The organism is Kribbella sp. NPDC049174, assembly GCF_043197365.1.
Lineage (GTDB): Bacteria > Actinomycetota > Actinomycetes > Propionibacteriales > Kribbellaceae > Kribbella.
Genome location: NZ_JBICSZ010000014.1, coordinates 109,600 through 133,976, shown reverse-complemented (window position 1 = coordinate 133,976; position 24,377 = coordinate 109,600). Strand labels below are relative to the sequence as shown.

Genomic DNA, 24,377 nt, shown 5'->3' with positions numbered 1-24,377 from the left:
CCGAGCCTCAGTGCGGAAGTGTCACCACCAAGAACCCTCAGAATGTCACCGATGTCCTGATGCAGAACCGTCACCGATGTCCTGCGACATGACAGTGTGGTCGCCCGCTTGTCATGTCGCACGACATCGGTGACGGTTCTGTGTCAGGACATCGGTGACACATCTGGGGTGCTTGGTGGTGACACTTCTGGCTTCTTTGAGCGGTGCCGACCGCTAATGAGCCTGTTGATCCTCGTGTCCGTCTCGCGATCGTCCAGTGGCCCGATGACGCGCCGCGCGGGGCGGTGACGACGTTCTGCGCCGAGCATCGGATCTCCCGCAAGACGTTCTACGCGATCCGCGCCAGGACCCGCATCGACGGTGCGGCCGCGGCGCTGGAGCCCCGCAGTCGGCGGCCGAAGACCAGCCCGGCCGAGTTCAGCGACGAGGTCAAGGAGCAAGCCCTCGGCGTCCGTGCGGCGCTGGAGTCGTCCGGGCTGGACTGCGGTCCGGTCAGCGTGCACGACAAGCTGCACGCGATGGGCCTGGAGGTGGTGCCCTCGGTGGCGTCGCTGGCCCGGATCTTCCGAGCCGCTGGTGTTGCACGGCTCGAGCCGAGGAAGAAGCCAGGCGCGGCGTGGCGCCGGTTCGTCTATCCGGCCCCGAACGCCTGCTGGCAGCTCGACGCCACCGAGTACGTGCTCACCCGTGGGCGCAGGTGCGTGATCTTCCAGCTCATCGACGACCACTCCCGCTACGCGGTCGCCTCCCACGTCGCGTGGGGCGAGACCGCCGAGGCGGCGATCGTCGTCTTCGACAAAGCCGTGGCCGCCCATGGCGTGCCGCAACGGCTGCTGTCGGACAACGGGTCCGCGCTCAACCCGTCGCGCCGTGGACTCCTGGGCCAGCTCGTCGTCCACGTGATGGCCCTGGGGGTCGAGCCGATCACCGGCAAACCCTACAACCGACCACCCAGGGCAAGAACGAACGCTTCCACCAGACCCTGTTCCGCTACCTCGACAAGCAGCCGCTCGCCGCCAGTCCGGCCGAGTTGCAGACCCAGGTCGACGCCTTCGACCACATCTACAACACCCAGCGCCCCCACCAGGGCCTACCCGGCTGCGTCACACCCCTGACCGCCTGGGAGACCACCCCGAAGGCCGAGGCTCCCCGCCCCACCCGTGAACAGATCGCCCACCCCCGCACCCATCACCCCCGCACCCATCGGCCCAGGCCCACACCGGTGCCAGCTGACCTGCCCCCCGACACCGTCGTCAAGAAGCTGACCAGCGCCGGCGTGTTCTACCTGGACAAGGTCCAGTACATGGTCGGCGCCCAGTACGGCTTCCAGCAGGTTCTCATCATCACCAACGGCGACAAGACCGGCGACAAGATCACCGTCACCGACCTCGAAGGCGAAATCCTCATCGAGCACACCCGACCCGCACCTGGCATCGCCTACGTCGGCAACGCCAGGCCACCCGGACCACGCACCGACAAGCCGCGAACGTCACCGAAGTCCTGAGACATCAATCGTCGGGGATGTTGGTGATGACACTTCGGTGAGTCGTCGGTGTTGGTGATGTCTGGGGTCGGTCGACTGCGGGTGTCGAAGAACGAGCCTGTTGATCCTCGCAGCCGCCTCACGTTCTCGCTGAACCACCGGATCGACCCGGTCCACCCCACCCGCTCGGCCAGGACCGTCGCCGGCATGTCGGGGACCTCGGCCAGCAGCGCTCGCACATGCGGCTCGAACTCGGTGAACGACGTCGGCCCCGGTGACCGCACATACCTCGGCGGCGCCCCCGAGTTCACCGCCTTGATGACCGTGGTCCGCGAGGTCCCCAGCCGAGCTGCGATCCGTGCCTTCGGCACGCCGTCCGCAGCCAGCCTCCTGATCAGCGCCCAGTCTTCCAAAGTGATCACACTCCAATCGTTGAGTGCTCACTTTTCACCGCCGAAACTGTTCAATTTTCGAGCGCCGCCGACACCATGAGGGCGTCGCATGGTTGGCGGATGGGCGCGCTGGCCCAAGGGCGAGCAGCGAGATGAGCACTTCCCGAACTCAAGCTGAAAGTGCCGAATTTCGGATCGATCCTCGCTGAGGTGCCCGCTCGGCCTGACGAAGACTGGTCAGGACGCCACTATGCGGCGACAACCGTCAAGGACCGCCAAGGGGCGAACTGCGCGCGGGGCGGCATCGGAGGGGTTGTCAACCCGAGTCTTGCGCCCCAAGCGGATCATAGATTACCGTGCGGTTATGGAACTAACAGGTGATGTACTGGTGGAGTCCGACAGGCGGCTCGATGTCGCTTTCTCCGCCCTGGCCGACCCCACCCGCCGGGCGATCTTGACCCGCCTGTCGAGCAGCGAGGCCACCGTGCTGGAACTGGCTGAGCCGTTCCCGCTGAGCCAGCCGGCGATCTCCAAGCACTTGAAAGTATTGGAACGCGCCGGCCTGATTACCCGCCGCCGTGACGCTCAACGACGCCCCTGCCGGCTCGAGGCGGATGCGCTGCGCGGCGCCACCGAATGGCTCGACGGCTACCGGAAGTTCTGGACCGAGAGCTACCAGCGCCTCGACACCTTGCTCGCCGATCTGCACCCGGCCGACCCGGAAGCCGGCGGCCAGGCAGGGCAGCGATGAGGACCGCCGCCGACCTGATCATCGAGCCGCACCATTCCCGGGACCTGGTGATCACCCGCACCTTCGCCGCACCGCGACAACTGGTCTTCGACGCATGGACCCAACCCGAGCTGCTGCGACGGTGGTACGGGCCCCGGGGCTGGCATTTGACCACCTGCGAGATCGACCTCCGGGCGGGGGGCCGGTTCTTGTACCTCCTGCAACGCCCGAATCGGGCGGACATGGCGCTGCGGGGCACGTACCAGGCCGTGGACGCCCCGACCCGCCTAGTCACCTCCGAGCGGTGGGACGACGACTGGACCGAGGGTGAAACGCATACCACCACGAGCTTTGACGAGCGCGACGGCGCCACCACGGTCACCCGGATCATCGAGTTCACCTCTGCCGCAGCCCGTGACCGGGCCCTAGGCTCAATCGGCCGCGGCGGCCTAGAGGACGCCTTCCAACGGCTGGACGACCTGGTCCGGGCCGAACCGGATGACACCGCCCGCGACGACGTAGGCCAGCGAGATGTTGGCCGGAGCGATGATGGCCGGGACTATATCGCCGGCCGCTACCGGCGCCGAGCGGCGCGTTTCGACGAGTTGATCTTGGGGGTGGGCTCCGACGCGTGGGCGTCGCAGTCTCCGTGCGAGGACTGGACCGCCCGCGACATCGTTGACCACGTCATCGTCATGCATGCCGCCATGCTCGCGCCACTTGGCAGCTCCTGGGAACCCAAGTCCGCGACCGCGGACCGTCCGATCGACGCCTTCGCCTCCGCGCGGGCTCGGATGCAGCACGCGCTGGACGACCCGGCAGTTGCAGGGACCGAGTGCAGCACCCCGACGGGAACGCTGACCGTCGCCGAGCACGTCGACGCGGCACTGAGTGTCGACCTGGTCCTGCACGGCTGGGACCTTGCCCGGGCAACCGGGCAGGACGACACCATCCCGGCCGAGGACCTGGCGCTCCTGTGGCCGATCGCCCAGTCCATTCCGGAGCAGTTCCGCGTTCCCGGCGCCTTCCGCCCCGGGCTGGTGGTCTTCGGCCCTCAGGTACCGGTTGCCGCTGACGCACCCCTGCAGCACAAGATCCTAGGTCTGTACGGCCGCGACCCTGCCTGGCAACAGTGACCGGCCGCAAGCAACTCCGACGCAGCATTCTGGCAATTGCCACAGGCTTCGTGCTTCCCCTCGTCTTGTCGAGGAGCGCAGACATCCTGCTCGAGAGCACCGGCGTATTCCCAACTGTGGCCGAGCAACGAGCGAACGGATTCGATGTGCTGTGGATGAACATCCTCGCACTCGGGTATCGGATGGCATTCGGCGCCCTTGGAGGTTACGTGACTGCTGCAACAGCGCCGAACCGCCCAGCACGCCATGTTCACCTTCTGGCGATCATCACTACAGCGGTCGCGGCAGTCTCCAACATCGCCGTGGCCACGATACCGGCGACAGCGAATGTGCTCCCGCCATGGTTCGCTGTCGCGCTGGTGCTCCTGGCCTACCCGAGCGCATGGCTCGGGGGACGCTGGCATCTGTCCAAGTAGGAAACGATGGCGCTTGCTACAACCTCGACGCCGTCAATCGGTGGATCCGGTCTAAAGCGTCACCGAAGTCCTGACACATCCAATGTCACCGATGTCCTGACGCCGAACCGTCACCGAAGTCCTGAGACATCACAGTGTGGTCGCCCGCTTGTGGTCGCCCGCTGTCCTGAGACATGACCCTCCGGCCGCCCGTATGGCCCGGCGGATGCACGAGACTGCGGTACGACGACCCACCGGCTGGAGGACGGATGCCACACCTGCTGATCCGCGATGTCTCGGTTCTGATCGTCCCCGAGTCCGGCGAGTGCCGCGTGGACGAGGCGCAGGACATCCACATCCACGACGACCGGATCACCGCGATCACCCCGACTGGGACCACCCCGGGCGGGATCTCCCCGGGCGGGATCTCGCCGGGCGGGATGTCGCCGGGCGGGATCTCCTCGGGCGGGGCGACGCAGGTCGGCGACGGCGCGGCGCCTACCTCGGTGGAAGTGATCGACGGGACCGGGTTGATTGCGGTGCCGGGGTTGGTGAACTCGCATACGCACAGTCCGATGGTGATGATGCGCGGTGCGGCCGAGGATCTGTCGATCGACGACTGGTTCAACCAGCGGATCTGGCCGATGGAGGTGAACCTGACGCCCGAGCGGGTCCGGGTCGGTGCGCGGCTCGCCTGTGCGGAGATGGTGCTCGCCGGCGTGACCACGTTCGTCGACCACTACTTCCACGCCGACCAGATCGCCGCCGCAGCCCTGGAGTCCGGCATCCGCGCCGACCTGGCCCCCACGTTCTTCTCATCGACCGGCCAGGAAGCCATCGACGCCGCCATCAGCACAGCCCGCGACCTCCACACCCTCGGCCCACGCATCACGGCCAGCCTCGGCCCCCACGCGACCTACACGGTCAACGACGACGACCTACGTCGTACGGCGGAGATCGCACGAGCGGAGGGATTCCGGATCCACCTGCACGCCGCCGAGACCGACGACCAGACACAGTCGTCGCTCGACCGGCTCGGGGTGACGCCGATGCAGGTTCTGGAGCGAATCGGCGTACTCGACGCGGGCGCGCTCATCGCCCACGGCTGCGGAATCCGTGAGCCCGACCTGCCGATCCTCGAGCGGTACGCCGATCGCACCACCGTCGCCAGTTGCCCGAAGGTCTACCTCAAGCTCGCGATGGGCACGGTCACGCCGATCAAAGGCCTGCAGTCCGTCGGTGTGAAGGTCGGCGTCGGCACCGACGGGGCGGCCGTTCACAACACGCTCGACGTCTGGGAATCGCTGCGCATGGTCGCGCTGACTCAGAAGCAACGCGAGCAGGACGCCGAGTGGATGAACGTCTCCGACACTCTCCGACTGGCCACCAGGGGTGGCGCCGCAGCCGCCGGCCTCGCGGACCAGCTCGGCGCGCTCGAGCCAGGTCGGCAAGCCGACATAGCCCTCGTGGATCTGTCCGGCCCGCATTGCCAACCGGTTCACGACCCAAGAGCAGCTCTCGTCTACTCGGTCCGGTCCTCCGACGTCGTCACGGTCCTTGTCGCGGGTCAGGTCGTCGTCCGCGATCGGCAGCTCACCACCATGAATCTGGACGAGGTCCTCGCCGACGCCAAAGACCTCGCCCACACGCTGGTAGACCTCTCCAAGGGAGGTGCCGTCCAGCACTACGCACCGTAGAACGCAGTACGCCCCGGCCGAGCGGCCGGGGCGTACCGATGATGCGTTGTGATCAGCTGATCGTGAGGATCTTGTTCACGGTGTACACCTGCGTGTGGTCGGCATCGCCCGGGAACCAGACGCGGTACGCGATCTGGCCGCGCACGGCCGGCTTGATGCCGAACGCGTACCCGCCCGAAGCACTCAGCTTCATCCAGGCGATCGACTTCCAGACCTTGTTGCCGTACTGCTGCAGGTAGACGTACTGACCGGCGTGCGCCGGAGCGACGTACCCGTTGAACTTCGTCACCTGGCCGAGCTTGATCGCGGCCGGCGCCAGCGTCGCCGAGATCGTCGGCGTCACCTGCACGGTGACGTCCACCGTCCGGGTCCCCATCAGATCCGCGTTACCGGGGAACGTCAGCATGTACACCGACGACACCAACGGCTTGTGCACGAACGACATGTTCCCGGTCGACGACGTCTTCAGCGCCGCCAGCAGGGTGAACTTGGTGCCGTTCTTCGGCCGCACGTACAGGTTGACCGGCAACCCGGCGTACACCAGGTTGTCGATCCGCAGCGTGCTGCCCTGGATCGTGAGCGAGCCGCCGTACTTGAGCAGCGTCGTCGACATCCTGATGCCCGTCTTCATCCCCCACAGTCGCGACACCGCCACCGCGCTGACCTTGCCGCTGCGGTCCTTCACCCAGGCCGCGTAGGTGTACGTCGTGTTCTGCGCGAGCCCGGTGTTCTTGAACGCGGACGCCGTCCCCGCGTAGACGAGCGTGCCGGTGGTCAGCGTCGGCACTGCGCTCCCGGCGTTGCGGCGCACGATCACCTGGTCGAGATCCGAGAGCGGCGTCGCGTACTTCCACGCCAGGTTCGCTGCCAGGTACGCGCCGCTCGCGTCGAACACCGGCGCTGCCGGCGTCAGGTCGACCGTCGAGAACACGCTGCTGAACGCGAGCGCGGTCCCGTCGGCCTCCTGGGCCCCGCTGACGACGATCCGGTACGGCGCGTTGTCGAGCAGCGGCGCGGTCGGCGTGATCACGGCCTTCTTGGTCGCCGCGTCGTAGTCGACCGTGGCGCCCACGGTGGAACCGGTCTTGCCGTTCACCAGCCGCACCGTGCTCGCGGTCACGCTGGTCGCGAGCATCGTCCGGGCGAACGTCACCGACGGCTTGGTGGCCACCGGAGCGCCGGCCGAGAGGTCGGCCGGAAGAACGTCCTGCACCGGGTAGTCGGCGTCGGCCTCTGTCCCGCCCGCCCCTTCTTCGCTGACGGTCAGCGTGTACTTGCGGGTGTCCCGAGATCCGTTGTCGTTGCGGACGGCAATGTAGGTGTTGCCGGCGGCGACACCGACGTTCGCGGTCGCGGTCAGCGGTGCCGGGACGTTCGGGTTCGCCGGGAACGGGTTCACCGCGGTCGCCAGCGACTCCAGGTCGGCGTTGTACACGTCGACCCGCGGGCCGATGTTCACCGGGAGGTCGAGGTTGAACTCCGAGCCGGTGAGCGACACCTTGAGATTGCGCGCCGCCGCCGAGTTCACGACGTACCAGTCGACGTCACCCTCCACGCCGATCGTGGAGCTGGCCGAGCTGGAGAGCGCGGTCGCCCGGGACGGCTGGTCGTTGCCATCGGCACCGGCGACGGGGAAGTCGGTGGTCCACTTGCCGCCGAGGGCGTAGTACGCATCCAGGATGCCGGCGCCGTAGTACGGGTCGTTGCCGCGCGGACCGGCATCCCGGGCGGTCGTCTTCAGGCGCGCCATCACCTGGGCCGGGGTGAACGACGGCCACTTGTTCCGCACCAGCGCCGCGACACCCGCGACGATCGGCGACGAGAACGACGTACCGCTGAGGCCGATCCAGTACGGGTCGTAGCCGGGCGGGGTCTGCGCACGAGGTGCAGTGCTGGTGATGTTGTAACCGGGGGCCGCGATGTCGATCGTGTCCCCGTAGGTGCTGAAGTCGGTCAGCGCGCCGTACCAGTTGGTGGCGCCGACGGAGAGGACCTCCGGGTAGGCGGCCGGGTAGTGCGGGGCCGAGACACCGGTGTTGCCGGCCGCGGCGACCAGGACCACGCCCTTCGCGACCGCGTTCTTGATCGCGGTGTGCAGGATCGGGTTGTCGCCGTCGCCGCCGAGCGACATGTTGATCACCCGGGCGCCGTTCTTGACCGCCCAGTTGATGCCGTTGATGACGTTCGCGTCGCTGCCGCTGCCGGTGTCGTCGAGCACCTTCACCGGCCGGACCTTCGCGTTCCAGGCCACGCCGGCGATGCCGATGGTGTTGCCGGTGCCGGCCGCGATGATGCCGGTGACCGCCGTGCCGTGGCCTTCACCGTCGTTCGGCGGCAGGGCCGTGTTGAAGGTGTTGTAGCCCGGCAGCAGGTGGCCGGCCAGGTCCGGGTGACCGGCGTCGACACCGGTGTCCAGGACGGCGACCGTCTGCGCACCGGCGGACTTGGACAGATCCCAGGCCTGGTTGACCCGGACGTTCGGCAGGTACTTCTGGTAGTTGGTGTAGAGCCAGTCGTTCGGTGTCGCGTCCTTCCGCCGGATGTAGTTCAGCGATGCCTGCGCGACCGCGGGGTCGGCCTTGACCTTCTTCAGCAGTTCGGGCGCCGGCACCTCGCCGGTCACGGTGACCACGTCGGAGGTGACGGACACGTCGGGCGTGCCCTTGACCTTGGACAGTGCGGCCTTGCGGGCCGAAGTGGTCGCCTTCGGCTTGAACTGCACGATCACGGACTTCGCCTCGTAGGCGGGTCCGGTCGCCCTGTCGGGGCGGGACTTCGCCGGGAACGGGCGTGGTTCGGCGGACACCTCGGCGGTTCCGGACGAACCGGTCACCGCCACCAGCGTCGCCGCGACCATGGCCGCGGGCAGACCCAGGCGCAGCAAATGAGCAGGACGGAAAGACACGGGGACCCCCCCAAGGGTCTCAAAGTGATAGTCGCCCGGAGTATGCCAGAGGTCTGGTCCAGTTCGCTGCCCGAAGCAAATGTCAAAAGCGGCAATCTAGAGGGCCGGAGGTCTGCCCAGGGCACAGCGTGTCGCCGGCCGTGCACCCTAAGCTTGGCCTCCACCGTCCGAGGAGGCGCGATGACGGCACCGAGCTCCGATCTGACCGGCTGGCGGCGAGCGCCGTTCACCGGTGCGGGCCTGACCTACGACTGCTTCGAGAAGGGCGAGGGGCCGGGCGTCGTCCTCATCCCCGAGATCCCGGGTCTGACCCCCGAGGTGCTCGGCTTCGGCGACCACCTCGTCGGCGAGGGGTTCACGGTCGTCATTCCGTCCCCCTTCGGTACGCCGGGACGCCCTGAGACGCCCGGCTACGCCCTGGGGGTCGTCGCGCGGATGTGTGTGGCCAAGGAGTTCCGGTCGTTCGCGGCCGACGCCGAGCGACCGATCACGAAGTACCTGCGGGCCGTCGCCGCCGACCTCGCCGCGCGGACACCGGGACGCGGCGTCGGTGTGATCGGGATGTGCTTCACCGGCGGCTTCGCACTCGCCGCGGCTGTCGAGGAGGCGGTGACGGCGCCGGTGCTGAGCCAGCCGTCGACGCCGTTCGCCGTCAGCGGCCGGCTGCGGCGCGATCCGGGGTTGTCGCGGCGGGAGCTCGAGGTCGTGAGGGAAAGGACGCGTACGGGCGGTCTGTGCGTCCTGGGACTGCGGTTCAGCCACGACCGGATGTCGCCGGCCGAGCGGTTCACCACTCTGCGCGAACAGCTCGGCGACGCGTTCGAGGTGATCGAGCTCGACAGCAGCCCGGGCAACCCGGACGGCTATCGCAGGATGGCTCACTCTGTGCTCACCCGCGACCTGCGGGAGGATCCGCCCAACTCGGCGCTGACGGCCCGCGCCCGCACAGTCGATTTTCTCCGGCAGCACCTGACTGCTACCGCGCAGTGACTGTGCGTGCGGAAATGTTAAAGCAGCGTTGAGGAATGCTCAGCGTGTGACTATGCCGACGCTGAGTGGGGAATCTGTCCGAAGTCTGGGGCGGATGGTTGCGTTGTGCAAGTGAGGGGGAGCACTGGGTGACGCTGGGTGATTTCCTCTGGTCGTGGGCACCGGGGACATGGCACGATCGGCCACCGGAGGCACATCAGGGGGCGGGCATGGCGATGGCCAGGCACATGACGAGTGAGGCTGTATGAACGGGCGGACTGCGCAAGAGAGCCGGATCCCGGTGAACGGGACCGCGGCCGCGAACGGGACCAATGGTCACGGTCCGCAACCAGAGCCGCACCTGAACCACATCCCGGCGGACGAGGCGGAGGAGCAACCGACGCCGGCCGCGCCGGACGACAGCCCTGCGCCGGAGTGGACCCCGCGACCCAACGGCCGGGTGAACGGTACGACGCTCGGCGAGTTCAACACCCCGGTCCGGGTCGACGAGATCGCCGTCGCCGCGATGACGCTGTCGGAGAACCTGCAGGCAGCCACCCGCGGGATGCCGGAGACCCCTCAACTGCGGCGTTTCCGCCGTGACCTCGACCAGGCCGCCAGCACCTTCCGGTCCATCGCCGGTGAGTTGGAGGCGACCGCCGGCAGCCTGATCCGTCTGGCCGCGAACGAAGGCCAGCCGTGCGGCGTCGGCTGGGGCGTCTGTCCCGAGCACGGCCTCACCCTGATGAACGTCGGCGAGACCGTGTCCTGCCATGTGCTCGGCTGTCACCGCGAGAACGAGGGCGCTGTCGAGCGCTGTGAGCACCCCGTCGCCTACCGCGTCGTGGACGCGGCCGGTCCGGCCCTGCTCACCTGCGCTGGGCATGCGATCGCCTGCCGCCTCTACCTCGACGACGCGGTGATCACTCTGGCCTCCGACAGCCTCGAGCTCTTCTAAGTCTTCGGAGGCTAGAGCGTCGGAGGCGTCGGCCGGGTTGCCGTCAACGGCGCCTGGCCCTTGAACATGCGGCCGCCGTCGTCGGTCAACCGCAGGTAGTAGTCCGAGGAGCACGCCGTCCCATCCTCGTCCAGCGCGCGGATGCCCGAGCCGGCCGGCACCCAGGCCGCCGACGCCGCGGTCTTCGCGATCTGGTTGCCCTCGTTGTACTCGTCGAACATCGAGATGTAGAGACCCTGCACACCGACGCGGGTCAGGTTGTAGAACTGCCGCCACATCAGGTCGCCGTGGCGGCGGTGCCCGGACTGCAGATCACCCGGAATGACGCAGGGCTGATAGTCGATCCCGAACGCGTTGCAGTCGGCCTGGTCCTGCTGGTTCACGTCGTTGTCGTAGTGATCCGCACCAGCCGTTGATCGGGGCGTCGTCACCGGTACAGGCGAACCAGCCCTGGTACCCGACGGTGACCTTGCCGACGACGTCTCCGGGCGGGCTGGCGGCCGAGGCCAGTTGGGTGCCGCCCAGGGCGGTCACGGCGGTGGCGGCGAGGAACGTGCGACGGGACAGGGTCATCTGAAGCTCCTGGTGGGGGCGGGCAGGAGAGTGCGGCGAGCGTACAAACGCTCGATGGCCCGCGCAAGAGTTGAACGAGCTGCGCGCAAGTTCCGGAACTAACTCCGGATCTAGTCAGAGAGAGCGCTTCCCCAGTAGCGTCGGGGAAAACTTGGCCGCAACACCTTGACGCCAGTTCCGCCCCTACTTAGTTTGTTGGTTCAACAGACAAAGTCTGTGACTGGGCTCACAGCAAGGGGATTGGGGTGGGGAGTCGCATGTCGCTGACGGACGGCCGCCGCCCGGGCAACCGGGTCGTCGCCGCCGACCATGTCTCGCTCCGCCGCAACAACCTCTCGGTCGTGCTGCGTCATGTCCGCGACCTCGGGCCCCGGTCGCGGGCGCGGATCGCCGCCGACACCGGTCTCAACAAGGCGACCGTCAGCAGCCTGGTCGCCGAACTCGTCGAACGCGGCCTGCTCCGCGAAGGTCCGGCCGACTCCACCCGCGCCCTCGGCCGCCCCGGACAACTCGTCGAACTCGACGGCACCGGAGTCTGCGGCGTCGGCGCCGAGATCAACGTCGACTACCTCGCCGTCACCGCCCTCGACCTGGCCGGCGACACAGTCATGCAACGACGCATTCCCCTCGATGTCGCCCACCTCGACCCAGGTACGACGCTCGATCGGCTGGCCGACCTGGTTCGCGAAGCCGTGGCCGCCGTGGACGCCCGAGGCGGCCAGGTCGCCGGCGTGACGCTCGCCGTACCAGGCCTCGTCCAGGTCGACACCGGTGAACTCAAGCTGGCTCCGAACCTGGGCTGGGGCGAGGTCCCGGTCATCCGCGAGATGCGCGAGCGGCTGGGCGAACCGTCGTACCCGTTGCATGTGGACAACGAGGCGAACCTTGCCGCGCTGGCCGCGTACTCGGAGTTGCGGAAGGCCGAGCCGATCCAGGACATCGTGCTGCTGACCGGTGCGGTCGGTGTCGGTGGTGGCGTGGTGTCGAACGGGCATCTGCTCCGCGGCGGGCACGGGTACAGCGGCGAGGTCGGGCACATGCCGGTCGCACCGGCCGGCCGGACCTGCGGCTGCGGCCGGACCGGCTGCTGGGAGACCGTCGTCGGCCTGACCGCACTGTTGCACAAGGCAACGGATGAGGACGATCCGGTCCGCGATCCGTCGCTGGACGTGGAGCGGCGGCTGGCTGAGATCACGGCGCGGGCCGAGGCGGGGGAGCCGCGGACACTGACCGCACTCAAGGACGTCGGAACCTGGCTGGGGATTGGGGGAGCGATCTTGGTGAACATCCTGAACCCGGACGTGCTCGTGCTCGGCGGCTACTTCGCCGTGCTCGGGCCGTGGCTGAAGGAACCCTTGGAAACGGCGATCAGCGGCCGCGTGATCGCCCCGGACGGTGGCGGCTGCCGGGTGGTCCGGTCGGAGCTCGGCTTCACCGCGGCGGTGCGCGGTGGTGCGCAGATCTCCCTCGACCAGGTCTTCGTCGACCCGACCTTGATCGGCCGCGCCGAAACGGGGGTCGCACAATGACCGACTTGCTGACCATGACCGGCATCGTCAAGGAGTTCCCGGGTGTCCGGGCCCTCGATGGGGTCGACCTCGATGTCCGCACCGGCGAGGTGCACTGCCTGCTCGGCCAGAACGGCGCCGGCAAGTCCACGCTGATCCGCGTGCTGACCGGAGCCCACCAGCCCGATGCCGGCACCATCCACATCAACGGCGAGCAGGTGCAGCTGAACACCCCGACCGCCGCCATCCAGCGCGGGATCGCCGCGATCTACCAGGAGCTCGACCTGGTGCCCGACCTGACCGTTGCCGAGAACATCTTTCTCGGTCACGAGCCGGCCCGGTTCGGCTTCAGCAGAAGGCACGAGGCGACCGCTCGGGCCCGCGAGATCCTGCAGGGTCTGGGCCACGGCGAGATCCCGACGCACCGGACCGTCGGCTCTCTACCCTCAGCGGGGCAGCAGGTGGTCAGCATGGCCCGCGCGCTCTCGCGGGACGCCCGGCTGATCGTGATGGACGAGCCGTCCGCTGTGCTCGACCCCGAAGAGGTGTCCAACCTGTTCCGGGTCATCCGCGATTTGACCGCTCGTGGTGTCGCGGTCGTCTACATCTCGCACCGGCTCGAGGAGATCCGCCAGATCGGCGACCGCGTCACCGTGCTGAAGGACGGCGCCACCGTCGCGACCGGCCTGGACGCTCGGGAGACGCCGACCAAGGAACTCATCCGGCTGATGACCGGCCGCTCGATCGAGTACGTCTTCCCGCCGCGCCGGGAGGTCCTCAGTACGGCACCTGTCGTCCTCGAGGTGGACGACCTGACCCGGCCGGGCGAGTTCGCCGGGATCGGGTTCACCGTCCGGGCCGGCGAGATCCTCGGCCTGGCCGGCCTCGTCGGTTCGGGGCGTTCCGAAGTACTCGAGACCGTGTACGGCGCTCGCCGGGCGGCCACCGGATCGGTGCGGGTCGACGGCGCGACGCTGCGGCCCGGACGGGTGCAGGCCGCGGTGAAGGCGGGTGTCGGGCTGGCGCCGGAGGAGCGGAAGAGTCAGGCGTTGCTGCTGGACGAGGCCGTGTACAAGAACATCACGGTGTCGACCATGCAGCGGTTCGCCAGCGGGGGATTCCTGAGCGGCCGGGCCGAACGGGAAGCGGCCTCCGAACTGACCAGAGCACTGGATGTCCGCCCGGTCGGCGTGGAGCAGCCGGTCCGCAACCTGTCTGGCGGCAACCAGCAGAAGGTCGTGCTGGCCCGCTGGCTGTTGCGGGACTGCCGCGTGCTGTTGCTCGACGAACCGACCCGCGGTGTCGACGTGGGTGCGCGGTCCGAGATCTATGCCCTGATTCACAAGCTGGCCGCCAACGGGGTGGCGATCGTGATGGTCTCCAGTGAGGTCGAGGAAGTGCTCGGTCTCGCCGACCGGGTCGTCGTACTGCGGGAGGGGCGGGCCGTGTACAGCGGACCCGCGCAAGATATCGACGAGCACCAGGTACTCGACCTGGTGATGGAAGGAAGTGCCGTGTGAGTGAAGACATCGCACGCCCGCCTGAACAAACCGCGTCTTCGCAAGCGACCGTCACGCCGCCGGCCGCGCCGCGGTCCAGCGGCCTGCTGAGAGGTGGTGCGGGACGCAACGTCGGCCTGGTGGTGGCGCTGGTCCTGCTCTGTATCGTCGGCATCGTCACCGCCGGCGACACGTTCGCCACCGGCGCCAACGTGCTGACCATCCTGCGGCTGGCCGCCGTCATCGGCGTGGTCAGTATCGGCATGACGTTCGTCATCACCGGCGGTGGGATCGACCTGTCCGTCGGTGCGATGGTCGCACTCGCCTCGGTCTGGGCGACCACGCTGGCGACCCAGCAGCTGGCCGAGGACTTCCACTGGATCTTCATGGTCAGTACGGCGCTGCTCGTCGGCGCCGCGTGTGGTCTGGTGAACGGACTACTCGTTGCCTACGGCAAGATCGTGCCGTTCATCGCGACCCTGGCGATGCTGGCCGCCGCCCGTGGTCTGGCCGAGATCATCTCCGACCGCAAGACCCAGATCATCTCGGTCAACCCGTTCGTCGACTTCTTCGGCGGCTCGCTGATCGGCGTACCGGTGCTGGTCTGGATCTTCCTGCTGGTCGCCGCGGCCGGCTGGGTGCTGCTCAACCGGACCACCTTCGGCCGACGTACCTTCGCCGTCGGCGGCAACGCCGAAGCCGCTCGCCTGGCCGGTATCAAGGTGCAGCGCCACACCGTCGCCCTCTACGTTCTGGGTGGGCTGTGCTGCGGGATCGCCGCGGTGATGCTGATGGCCCGGACGACGACCGGCAGCTCGACCCACGGTCAGTTGTACGAACTGGACGCGATCGCGGCCGTGGTGATCGGCGGCACGCTGTTGTCCGGTGGTCGCGGGACCATCGTCGGCACGGTGTTCGGCGTCCTGATCTTCACCACCCTGAACAACGTCTTCACCCTGAACAATCTGAGCATCTCCGCTCAGTCGGTGGCCAAGGGCCTGATCATCGTGATCGCGGTTCTGCTGCAGCAACGTCTCGCCGCTCGAACACTGAACACCTAGGAGGACAACGATGTCCGCACGTTCCGCCCGAACGCTGATCATCGCCGGCTTGAGCGTGATCGCGCTGGCCGCCTGCACCAGCAACACCCCGGAGGCCGAGGAGAACGACAACGCCCCGGCGACCCAGGCCGGGGTCGCGGCCGGCAAGAACGACGAACCCGGTCAGAAGGTCCGGATCGGGTTCTCCGCGCCGGCCGCCGACCACGGCTGGATGGGTGCCATCACCAAGGCCACCCAGGCGGAGGCGAAGAAGTACTCCGACATCGAGCTGATCGTGGCCGAGGGCACCAACGACGTGAACCTGCAGATCAGCCAGGTGGAGACCTTCATCAACCAGAAGGTCGACGCGATCGTGCTGCTGCCGTTCGACGGCGCGGCCCTCACCCCGGTGGCGATCAAGGCGATGGAGGCCGGGATCACGGTGGTGAACGTGGACCGCGAGTTCGACAGCACGTTCGCGGCCCGGACCACGATCCTCGGTGACAACAAGGGGATGGGCATCTCCGCCGGCACCTACGTGTGCCAGGAGATGAAGGGGAAGAAGGACGCGGTGATCGCCGAGATCGCCGGGATCGACTCGCTGCCGCTGACCCAGGCCCGCAGCCAGGGCTTCAAGGAGGCGCTGGCCGACTGCGGCCTGAAGGTGAGCAACCGGGTCGCCGCCGAGTTCACCGTCGAGTCCGGTGAGAAGGCCGCCGCCAACCTGCTGCAGGCCGCTCCGAAGCTCGATGCGATCTGGAACCACGACGACGACCAGGGTGTCGGCGTGATGGCCGCGATCAAGAACTCCGGCCGCAAGGAGTTCTTCGTGGTCGGCGGGGCCGGTTCGGCGAACGTGATGCGGGACATCAAGTCCGGCAACAGCCTGCTGCGCGCGACCGTCATCTACCCGTCCACCCAGGGTGCGGACGGCGTCCGGCTGGCCCGGCTGCTGGTGCAGAAGAAGGCCCTCGGCGACCTGGTGGAGGTCGAGGTGCCGCGCACCATCCAGCTGTACGCGCCGGTGGTGACCAAGGACAACGTGGACCAGTACCTGCCCACTGCCTTCGAGAGCTAAAGGAGAGTTATGACCAACCTGGGCATCGGCCTGATCGGCTACGCGTTCATGGGTGCGGCCCATTCGCAGGCCTGGCGGAGCGCGCCGCGCTTCTTCGACCTGCCGCTGGACCCGGCGATGAACGTGCTCTGCGGCCGCAACCCCGAGGCGGTCGCGGCCGCGGCGACCAAGCTCGGCTGGAAGGAGACCGAGACCGACTGGCGCAAGCTGCTCGGCCGCGACGACATCCAGCTGATCGACGTCTGTACGCCGGGCGACAGCCACGCCGAGATCGCCATCGCAGCCCTCGAGGCCGGCAAGCACGTGCTGTGCGAGAAGCCGCTGGCCAACACGGTCGAGGAGGCCGAGGCGATGACGGCGGCGGCCGAGGCGGCGGCGGCCAAGGGGATCAGGTCGATGGTCGGGTTCACCTACCGCCGGGTGCCGGCGATCGGGCTGGCCCGCCAGCTCGTCGCCGAGGGCAGACTCGGGACCATCCGGCACGTCCGGGCGCAGTACCTGCAGGACTGGATCGCCGATCCGGAGGCGCCGCTGTCGTGGCGGCTGGACAAGGAGAAGGCCGGCTCCGGCGCGCTCGGGGACATCGGCGCGCACATCATCGACCTGACCCAGTTCATCACCGGCGACACCATCGCCGAGGTGAGCGGGCAGCTGGAGACGTTCGTGAAGGAGCGCCCGGTCGCGGCCGAGCACTCCGGTCTGGCCGGTACGGCGGGCAGCGAACGCGGACCGGTCACGGTCGACGACGCGGCCGTGTTCCTGGCCAGGTTCGGGTCCGGTGCGCTCGGCGTCTTCGAGGCGACCCGGTTCGCCACCGGCCGGAAGAACGCGATCCGGATCGAGATCAACGGCAGCCTGGGCAGCCTCGCGTTCGACTTCGAGGACATGAACCTCCTGCACTTCTACGACGCGACCGAGGACGCGCGTACCGCCGGTTTCCGGCGGATCCTCGCCACCGAGTCCGCCCACCCGTACGTCGAGGCGTGGTGGCCGCCCGGCCACCTGCTCGGCTACGAGCACGGGTTCACCCACCAAGTCGTCGACCTGGTCACCGCGATCGCCAATGGAGCCGATCCCACACCGTCGTTCGCCGACGGGCTGCGGATCCAGCGTGTGCTGGCCGCGGTCGAGGCCAGCTCGACCTCACGGCAATGGCAGGAGATTCCTGTGAGCGAGCGCAGCGAGTGAACCAAAAAGCAGAGCGAATCGGAGTTCATTTGATCTCCGAGCGAAGCGAGGAGATGGAATGAATAGCTACACCCCGACCAAGGACGACAAGTTCTCCTTCGGTCTCTGGACGATCGGCTGGCAGGGCGTCGACGTCTTCGGTACGGCGGTCCGGCCGGCGATGGACCCGGTCTACGCGGTGGAGAAGCTCGCGGAACTGGGCGCCGCGGCGATCTCGTTCCACGACGACGACGTGGTGCCGGACGACGGCACCCGGCAGCAGGTGCTCGAGCGGTTCACCAAGGCACTGGCCGACACCGGCATCGTGGTCGAGATGGCCACCACGAACCTGTTCAGCCACCCGGTGTTCAAGGACGGCGGCCTGACCGCGAACGACCGGTCGGTCCGGCGGTACGCACTGGCCAAGGTGCTGCGCAACCTCGACCTGGCGGCTGAGCTGGGCGCGTCGACGTACGTGCTCTGGGGCGGTCGCGAAGGAGCCGAGTCCGGCGGTTCGAAGGACGTCAACGCGGCCCTCGACCGGTACAAGGAGTCGATGGACCTGCTCTGCGCGTACGTGCGGGAGCAGGGCTACAACATCCGGTTCGCTCTCGAGCCGAAGCCGAACGAGCCGCGCGGTGACATCTTGCTGCCGTCGATCGGCCACGCGATTGCCTTCATCAACGATCTCGCGGATCCGGAACTGGTCGGCATCAACCCCGAGGTCGGCCACGAGCAGATGGCCGGGCTCAACTACGCGCACGGTATCGCCCAGGCGCTGTGGCACGGGAAGCTGTACCACATCGACCTGAACGGGCAGCACGGTCCGCGGTTCGACCAGGACCTGCGTTTCGGCGCCGGCAATCTGCGTGAGGCGTTCTGGACCGTCGACGTCCTGCAGGGCACCGACGGCCGGCCCGGATACGACGGTTACGTGCACTTCGACTACAAGCCGCCGCGGACCGAGGACGAGGAAGGCGTCTGGGAGACCGCCCGCGGCTGTATGCGGAACTACCTGATCCTTCGGGACAAGGTGGCCGCGTTCCGGGCCGACCCGGAGGTGGCCGAGGCGCTGGCCGCGGCCAAGGTCGCGGAGTTGTCCGAGCCCACCCTGGCCGAGGGTGAGTCGCTGGCCGACCTTCGCAACGAGAAGTACGACCGGGAGGCGCTGGCCGAGCGCGGTCTCGGGTTCGAGAAGCTGGACCAGCTGGCGATGGAGCACCTGCTCGGCGTTCGCTGACCAGCCTGATTGAGAAAGTACTCCCGCGCAGGGCAGAGCACGGGACTTGTAGTAGCTGGGGTCTTCCCGCCCCGGACTGATGGAGCGCGCACCTTATCCGACCCATGAGGAGCTCCGCATGATCCAGCTACGCAGGCACGGCACGATGATTCGTGCGCTCGTGCTCGCCCTGATCGCGGCGGTGTTGATTCCGCTGCCGGCACAGGCCCACCCCGGCCACGGGGATGAGACCTTCAACGCCCTGATCTTCAGCAAGACCGCCGGGTTCCGGCACGACTCGATCCCGGCCGGCATCCAGGCGATCACCGAACTCGCCGCCGCGAACAACTTCACCGTCACCGCGACCGAGGACGCCTCGCTGTTCAACGACACCGAGCTGGCCAAGTACGAGGTGGTCATCTGGTTGTCGACGACCGGCGACGTACTGAACGCCGACCAGCAGGCCGCCTTCGAGCGCTACATCCGGGCCGGTGGCGGGTACGCCGGTGTGCACGCCGCGTCGGACACCGAGTACGACTGGCCCTGGTACGGCGAGCTCGTCGGAAGCTACTTCGACAGCCACCCACCGGGTACGCCGACCGGGACGGTAAAGGTGGAGGACCACGCGCACCCGTCGACCGCGGAAGCGCCGACGCTCTGGCAGCGCACGGACGAGTGGTACAACTACCGCACCAACCCGCGCGACAAGGTCCACGTCCTCGCCTCACTCGACGAATCGACGTACACCGGCGGGAACATGGGCCCGGAGCACCCGATCACGTGGTGCCAGGACTACGACGGTGGCCGCGCTTGGTACACGGGCATGGGGCACACGATCGCGTCGTACGCCGAGCCGGCCGTTCGCAAGCTGCTCCTCGGTGGGATCCGGACGGCCGCCGGTGTGGAGGCCGCCGACTGTGGTGCGTCACTGAGCGACAGCTACCAGAAGGTGACGCTGGACGACGACACGTCGAACCCGATGGAGCTCGCGATCGCCGCCGACGGCCGGGTGTTCTACATCGACCGGAACGGCGCGGTGAAGATCGTCAAGCCGGACGGTTCGGTGGTCACCGCCGGCACGCTGAACGTCTATACCGGCCAGGAGTTCGGGCTGCTCGGGATCGCGCTGGATCCTGCCTTCGCCGACAACGGTTTTGTCTACCTCTACTACTCTCCGGCGGGCACCGAGGCCTTCGACCGGGTCTCGCGGTTCACGGTGACTGGTGACACCCTCGATCTCGCGAGCGAGAAGCAGGTACTGCGGATCGACACGCAGCGGGACCAGTGTTGTCACGCGGGTGGTGCGCTGGAGTTCGATGGCCAGGGCAACCTTTTCGTGGCGACCGGCGACAACAGCAATCCGTTCGACTCCGACGGTTACACGCCGATCGACGAGCGGTCCGGCCGGGCCGCGTGGGACGCGCAGCGCAGTGCGGCCAACAGCAACAACCTGAACGGGAAGATCCTCCGCATCCACCCGGAGGCGGACGGGTCGTACACGATCCCGGCCGGCAACATGTTCCCGGCCGGGACGGCGAAGACGCGGCCGGAGATCTACGCGATGGGCTTCCGGAACCCGTTCCGGATCGGGATCGACCCGACCACGAACCACCTGTTCGTCGCGGACTACGGACCGGACGCGGGCGCGGTCTCGCCGACCCGCGGGCCGGACGGCCGGGTCGAGTGGGACATCCTGGACAAGCCGGGGTTCTACGGCTGGCCGTACTGCGTCGGCAACAACACGCCGTACAACGACCACGACTTCGCGACCGGGACGTCGGGTGCGGTGTTCAACTGCAACGCGCCGGTCAACGAGTCGCCGAACAACACCGGCATCACGCAGTTGCCGGCCGCGATCCCGGCGACGCTGTGGATGGGCAAGTCGACGACCGGCGTACCCGAGATCGGTGGCAGTGGTGCACCGATGACGAGTGGTGGATATCAGTACAACGCCGACAGTACGTCGGACCGGAAGTGGCCCGCGTACTTCGACGGCAAGGCGGTGTGGGCGGACTGGAACGACAGCCGGCTGTTCTCGGTGCAGTTGAACGACGACCGCAGCGGTGTGGTCGACGTCTCGCGGATGCTGCAGAAGCTGAGCTTCATCCGGCCGCACGCACTGCAGTTCGGGCCCGATGGTGCGTTGTACGTGATCGAGTGGGGAAGCGGGTTCGGCGGCAACAACGCCGACTCGGGGATCTACCGGATCGACTACGTGCAAGGGAATCGGGCGCCGATCGCGCAGTTCAGCACGGACAAGACGTCGGGGCCGGCGCCGCTGACGGTGGCCTTCGACTCGACCGGTTCGCGGGATCCGGACGGGCAGCCGATCACGCTGGCCTGGGACTTCGACGGCAACGGTACGACGGACAGCACCGAGGCCAAGCCGTCGTACACCTATGCCACGGCCGGCGTCTTCACCGCCCGGCTGACTGTGTCCGATCCGGATGGCCGTACGGCGGTGTCGAACCGGACGATCACGGCCGGGAACACAGCACCGACGGTCACCGTGCAGGCTCCGGTCGACGGTGGATTCTTCGACTTCGGGGACACGATCCGCTACAAGGTGACGGTGACCGACCCCGAGGATGGGGTGGTCGACTGCAATGACGTGATCACGCAGCCGGCGCTCGGACATGACGAGCACGCGCACGGCTATGAGCAGTACCGCGGGTGTGAAGGGACGTTCCCGCTGCCGGGTGACCAAGGGCATGTCGGCGCGAACATCTTCGGGATCGTCACCGTGACGTACACGGACAAGGGCGCGCCGGGGACGGGCACGATCACCACCCAGAAGGTCGTCCAACTGCAGCCCAAGACGCGTGAGGCGGAGTACTTCAACGAGACCGGGGGATCGGGACCGACACCCGGCGTACAGGTCGAGGACACCGGTGACGTGGCCGGTGGCGGGAAGAACATCGGGTGGATCGAGGACGGTGACTGGTGGGGCTGGAAGCCGACCAACCTGACTCTGATCGACCAGATTCAGTTGCGGGCGGCGTCTCCGGAGGCGGGCGCGACGGTGCAGGTTCGGCAGGGATCGCCGACCGACGGCCCGGTGGTGGCGACGATTCAGGTCTCGCCGACCGGCGGGTGGCAGACGTACGGCGACTTCACCGGTTCTTTGACCGGAGCGTCGTTGGACAGCGGGCCGCTGTACTTCGTGAAGACGACCGGGCAGCTCAACGTCAACTGGGTGAAGTTCATCGGAAAGGGTGTGACGGAGAACCAGCGGCCGACGGTGACGGCGTCGGCGTCCGTGACCCAGGGCAAGGCCCCGTTGCCGGTCGACTTCACCGCGTCGGCGACCGACCCTGAAGGGGACCTGCCGCTGTCCTACGCGTGGAGCTTCGGCGACGGAGCCACCGCCACCGGGGCCTCGGTCAGTCACACCTTCACGGCGGCCGGGACCTTTGCCGCCAAGGTTTCCGTGACGGATGCCCGGGGTGCTGTGGGCACGTCGACCGTGATGGTGACCGTGGACTCGCCGTCGCTGCCGGCCTGTCTGACCGGGCGGTCCGACGGGTTCGACGGTACGGCGCTCGACACCGAGCGATGGTCCGCCGTTGTCCGGGGCAACCAGGAACTGGCGGTTGCCGACGGCAAGCTGTCGATCCCGTTGACCGCGACCGACATCTACGGGACCGGCAACTCGGGCACTCCGAACATCGTGCTGCAGCCGTTGCCGGCTGGTGCCTGGCAGGCGACGACGAAGCTGACGTTGCCGGCCCGGTTGGCCTATCAGCAGGCCGGTCTGATCGTGTACGGCGACGACGACAACTACGCCAAGATGGTGGTCCAGGGCCGGTCGACCGGATCGCCGTCGGCGGCGGACCGGATCTTCCAGTTCATCCGGGAGGAGGCCGGCGTACCGAACGAGGTCGCCGGGTCGAACACGGCCAACCTGGGTGCGTCGTACCCGGACACCGTGTGGGTGCGGTTCACCTCGGACGGGTCGTCGTTGACCGCTGCGTACAGCGCGGATGGCGCGACGTTCACGCAGATGCCGGAGACCAAGCAGTTGGCCGGGATCTCGAATCCGCGGATCGGGCTGTTCGGGCTGACCAACCGGGCCGAGGCGTTGCCGATCACGGCGTCGTTCGACTACTTCACCATCACGCCGGACGACACCGCCGAGCAGCCGTCCCCGGACGACGAGTTCGCCGGTACGACGCTGGACGCGTGCCGGTGGTCGGACGTCGTACGGCCTGATCCGGCGGCCTTCCGGGTGACTGGTGATGGTCTGGAGATCGACACCGGCAAGGGCGACATCTATCAGGGTGGGAACACGAATCCCAGGAACCTGATGCTGCAGCCGGCACCAGACGGAGACTGGACGATCGAGACGAAGGTGGACGCGTCGGCGTTCGACGAGCGGTACCAGCAGGCCGGGTTGATGGTCTACGCCGACGATGCCAACTACGTGAAGCTCGACTATCTGACCACGAACGCGGCTGGGTCCGCGGTGACGCGTGGGCTGGAGTTGCGGAGTGAGGTGGCGGATGCGGTCGTCGAGCCGGCGCCGAACGCTGCGGCGACTCACGGTGTCTGGTATCTACGGCTGGCGAAGAGCGGGTCGACGTTCACCGGGTCCTACAGTGCCGACGGCGTGGCGTGGACCGCGCTTCCGGCGGTGACCAACCCGGCGCTCGAGTCGGCGTCGTTCGGTGTGTACGCGTTCGGGGCGGACCAGGTCGCGTCGAAGACGGCACGGTTCGACTACTTCAAGCTGGTCCGGGACACGGTCGCTCCGTCGGTCAATCTGTCGCTGAACCCGTCAACTCCGTCGGGTCTGTCGGGTTGGTGGACCGACCCGGTCGTCGCGACGGCGATGGCGACGGATGACCAGGGTGGTCAGGTGTACGTGGAACAGAAGGTCGGCGACGGCAACTGGTCCGAGTACACGACACCGGTGACGTTCTCGGCCGACGGCACTCACACGCTCGCCGTCCGCGCAAGCGACACCGCCGGCAACCTGTCGGCGCCCGAGTCGGTCACGGTGAAGATCGACCGTACGGCGCCTGTCGCCACGATCACCGGTCTCGCGAGTGGTGGCTCTCTCGGCGTGGCCTCGGTTGCTGCGGTTGCGGCCACGGCGTCGGATGCGTTGTCCGGGCCGAACGGGGACGTGACGCTCGCGGTCGACGGCCGGTCGTTGTCGCCGGCCGGAAAGCTCGACGGTGCTGTCCTCGGTCTCGGCGCGCACAACCTGACGGCATCGGCGGTGGATGTCGCGGGCAACAAGTCGGTGGCCACGGTGCCGTTCACAGTTGTTGCGTCGTACCCGGAGGCCGTCAAGCTCGTCGACCGGTTCCGTGCCGAAGGAAAGGTGCCGTTGGCAACTGCCACGGTGCTGAAAGTCCAGCTGGGACTGGCGGAGCGTGCTGTTCGCCGCAACCAACCGGCCGTGGCGGCCGTCGCCCTCGACCTGTTCCTGGCCAAGGCCCGGACCGTCCACGACGTCCCGGCCCGCACGTTGCTCACCGCCGTCGGCCAGGACCTGAAGAGCAGGCTGGCCTGATGACGTCGCCGTGGGAGATCGCCTTCTGTCACCTGCCGCCGCCCAGGCTGGTTCGGCCCCATCCAGGGCTCTCGGCAGTGCGCTCTCCCACGGCCGGCGGGGACCCC

15 protein-coding genes and 2 pseudogenes are annotated in these 24,377 nt (G+C 67.9%); 14 read left to right on the top strand and 3 right to left on the bottom strand.

Annotation, left to right across the window (positions count from 1 at the left end; genetic code table 11):
• Nucleotides 1-284 precede the first annotated feature (284 nt).
• Nucleotides 285-1,545 (top strand): annotated as a pseudogene (locus tag ACGFIF_RS41135) (integrase core domain-containing protein).
• A 270-nt stretch (nt 1,546-1,815) separates the two neighbouring features.
• Here the strand turns inward: ACGFIF_RS41135 and ACGFIF_RS41130 are convergent.
• Nucleotides 1,816-1,905: pseudogene (locus tag ACGFIF_RS41130) on the bottom strand (hypothetical protein); the annotation flags it as partial.
• Between the two features lie 358 nt (nt 1,906-2,263).
• On the opposite strand from ACGFIF_RS41130, the gene ACGFIF_RS41125 reads away from it, so the two are divergent.
• The 4 genes from ACGFIF_RS41125 to ACGFIF_RS41110 all read left to right on the top strand — a co-directional run bounded on the left by ACGFIF_RS41125 (nt 2,264) and on the right by ACGFIF_RS41110 (nt 5,833).
• The gene (locus tag ACGFIF_RS41125) at nt 2,264-2,626 is read left to right on the top strand and encodes an ArsR/SmtB family transcription factor (RefSeq protein WP_393162754.1); all 363 of its coding nucleotides are present in this window, start codon (nt 2,264-2,266) and stop codon (nt 2,624-2,626) included.
• Nucleotides 2,623-3,741 carry a TIGR03086 family metal-binding protein gene (locus tag ACGFIF_RS41120; protein ID WP_393162752.1) on the top strand — a complete coding sequence of 373 codons (1,119 nt, stop codon included), beginning with the start codon at nt 2,623-2,625 and terminating at the stop codon, nt 3,739-3,741. Before ACGFIF_RS41125 ends, ACGFIF_RS41120 begins: the two co-directional genes overlap by 4 nt.
• Nucleotides 3,738-4,157 (top strand): hypothetical protein, encoded by a 420-nt coding sequence (locus ACGFIF_RS41115; RefSeq protein ID WP_393162750.1) that lies wholly within the window; start codon nt 3,738-3,740, stop codon nt 4,155-4,157. The genes ACGFIF_RS41120 and ACGFIF_RS41115 overlap by 4 nt, the downstream gene beginning before the upstream one ends.
• Before the next feature lie 248 nt (nt 4,158-4,405).
• On the top strand, nt 4,406-5,833 hold the full coding sequence (locus ACGFIF_RS41110) for an amidohydrolase (protein ID WP_393162748.1): 1,428 nt from the start codon (nt 4,406-4,408) through the stop codon (nt 5,831-5,833).
• Nucleotides 5,834-5,885: 52 nt separating this feature from the next.
• On the opposite strand, the gene ACGFIF_RS41105 is transcribed toward ACGFIF_RS41110, so the two are convergent.
• Nucleotides 5,886-8,738: a S8 family serine peptidase gene (locus ACGFIF_RS41105; protein ID WP_393162746.1), complete on the bottom strand. Its 2,853-nt coding sequence runs from the start codon at nt 8,736-8,738 to the stop codon at nt 5,886-5,888.
• 180 nt (nt 8,739-8,918) lie between these two features.
• Here ACGFIF_RS41105 and ACGFIF_RS41100 point away from each other — a divergent pair, with 180 nt between their 5' ends.
• Together ACGFIF_RS41100 and ACGFIF_RS41095 are read left to right on the top strand one after the other, a co-directional pair.
• A complete protein-coding gene (locus ACGFIF_RS41100) occupies nt 8,919-9,728 on the top strand; it encodes a dienelactone hydrolase family protein (protein WP_393162744.1) in 810 nt (269 codons plus the stop codon).
• Between the two features lie 244 nt (nt 9,729-9,972).
• Nucleotides 9,973-10,665 carry a hypothetical protein gene (locus tag ACGFIF_RS41095; RefSeq protein WP_393162742.1) on the top strand — a complete coding sequence of 231 codons (693 nt, stop codon included), beginning with the start codon at nt 9,973-9,975 and terminating at the stop codon, nt 10,663-10,665.
• A gap of 11 nt (nt 10,666-10,676) precedes the next feature.
• Here ACGFIF_RS41095 and ACGFIF_RS41090 read toward each other — a convergent pair whose 3' ends face one another.
• Nucleotides 10,677-11,096: a hypothetical protein gene (locus ACGFIF_RS41090; protein ID WP_393162740.1), complete on the bottom strand. Its 420-nt coding sequence runs from the start codon at nt 11,094-11,096 to the stop codon at nt 10,677-10,679.
• 399 nt (nt 11,097-11,495) lie between these two features.
• Between ACGFIF_RS41090 and ACGFIF_RS41085 the strand changes: the two genes are divergently transcribed.
• The 7 genes from ACGFIF_RS41085 (at nt 11,496) to ACGFIF_RS41055 (ending at nt 24,270) form a co-directional block, all read left to right on the top strand.
• Nucleotides 11,496-12,767: an ROK family protein gene (locus tag ACGFIF_RS41085; RefSeq protein ID WP_393162738.1), complete on the top strand. Its 1,272-nt coding sequence runs from the start codon at nt 11,496-11,498 to the stop codon at nt 12,765-12,767.
• Complete coding sequence (locus ACGFIF_RS41080) at nt 12,764-14,266, top strand: sugar ABC transporter ATP-binding protein (protein ID WP_393162736.1); 1,503 nt, start codon at nt 12,764-12,766, stop codon at nt 14,264-14,266. The genes ACGFIF_RS41085 and ACGFIF_RS41080 overlap by 4 nt, the downstream gene beginning before the upstream one ends.
• The gene (locus ACGFIF_RS41075) at nt 14,263-15,306 is read left to right on the top strand and encodes an ABC transporter permease (protein ID WP_393162734.1); all 1,044 of its coding nucleotides are present in this window, start codon (nt 14,263-14,265) and stop codon (nt 15,304-15,306) included. Before ACGFIF_RS41080 ends, ACGFIF_RS41075 begins: the two co-directional genes overlap by 4 nt.
• 10 nt (nt 15,307-15,316) lie before the next feature.
• Entirely contained in the window at nt 15,317-16,363 is a 1,047-nt protein-coding gene (locus ACGFIF_RS41070) for a substrate-binding domain-containing protein (RefSeq protein ID WP_393162732.1), read from the top strand.
• A gap of 9 nt (nt 16,364-16,372) precedes the next feature.
• Nucleotides 16,373-17,551, top strand: a complete 1,179-nt coding sequence (locus ACGFIF_RS41065) for a Gfo/Idh/MocA family protein (RefSeq protein WP_393162730.1) — start codon at nt 16,373-16,375, stop codon at nt 17,549-17,551.
• A 58-nt stretch (nt 17,552-17,609) separates the two neighbouring features.
• Nucleotides 17,610-18,770, top strand: a complete 1,161-nt coding sequence (xylA, locus tag ACGFIF_RS41060) for a xylose isomerase (protein WP_393162728.1) — start codon at nt 17,610-17,612, stop codon at nt 18,768-18,770.
• A 118-nt stretch (nt 18,771-18,888) separates the two neighbouring features.
• Complete coding sequence (locus ACGFIF_RS41055) at nt 18,889-24,270, top strand: ThuA domain-containing protein (RefSeq protein WP_393162726.1); 5,382 nt, start codon at nt 18,889-18,891, stop codon at nt 24,268-24,270.
• The last annotated feature ends 107 nt before the right edge of the window (nt 24,271-24,377 follow it).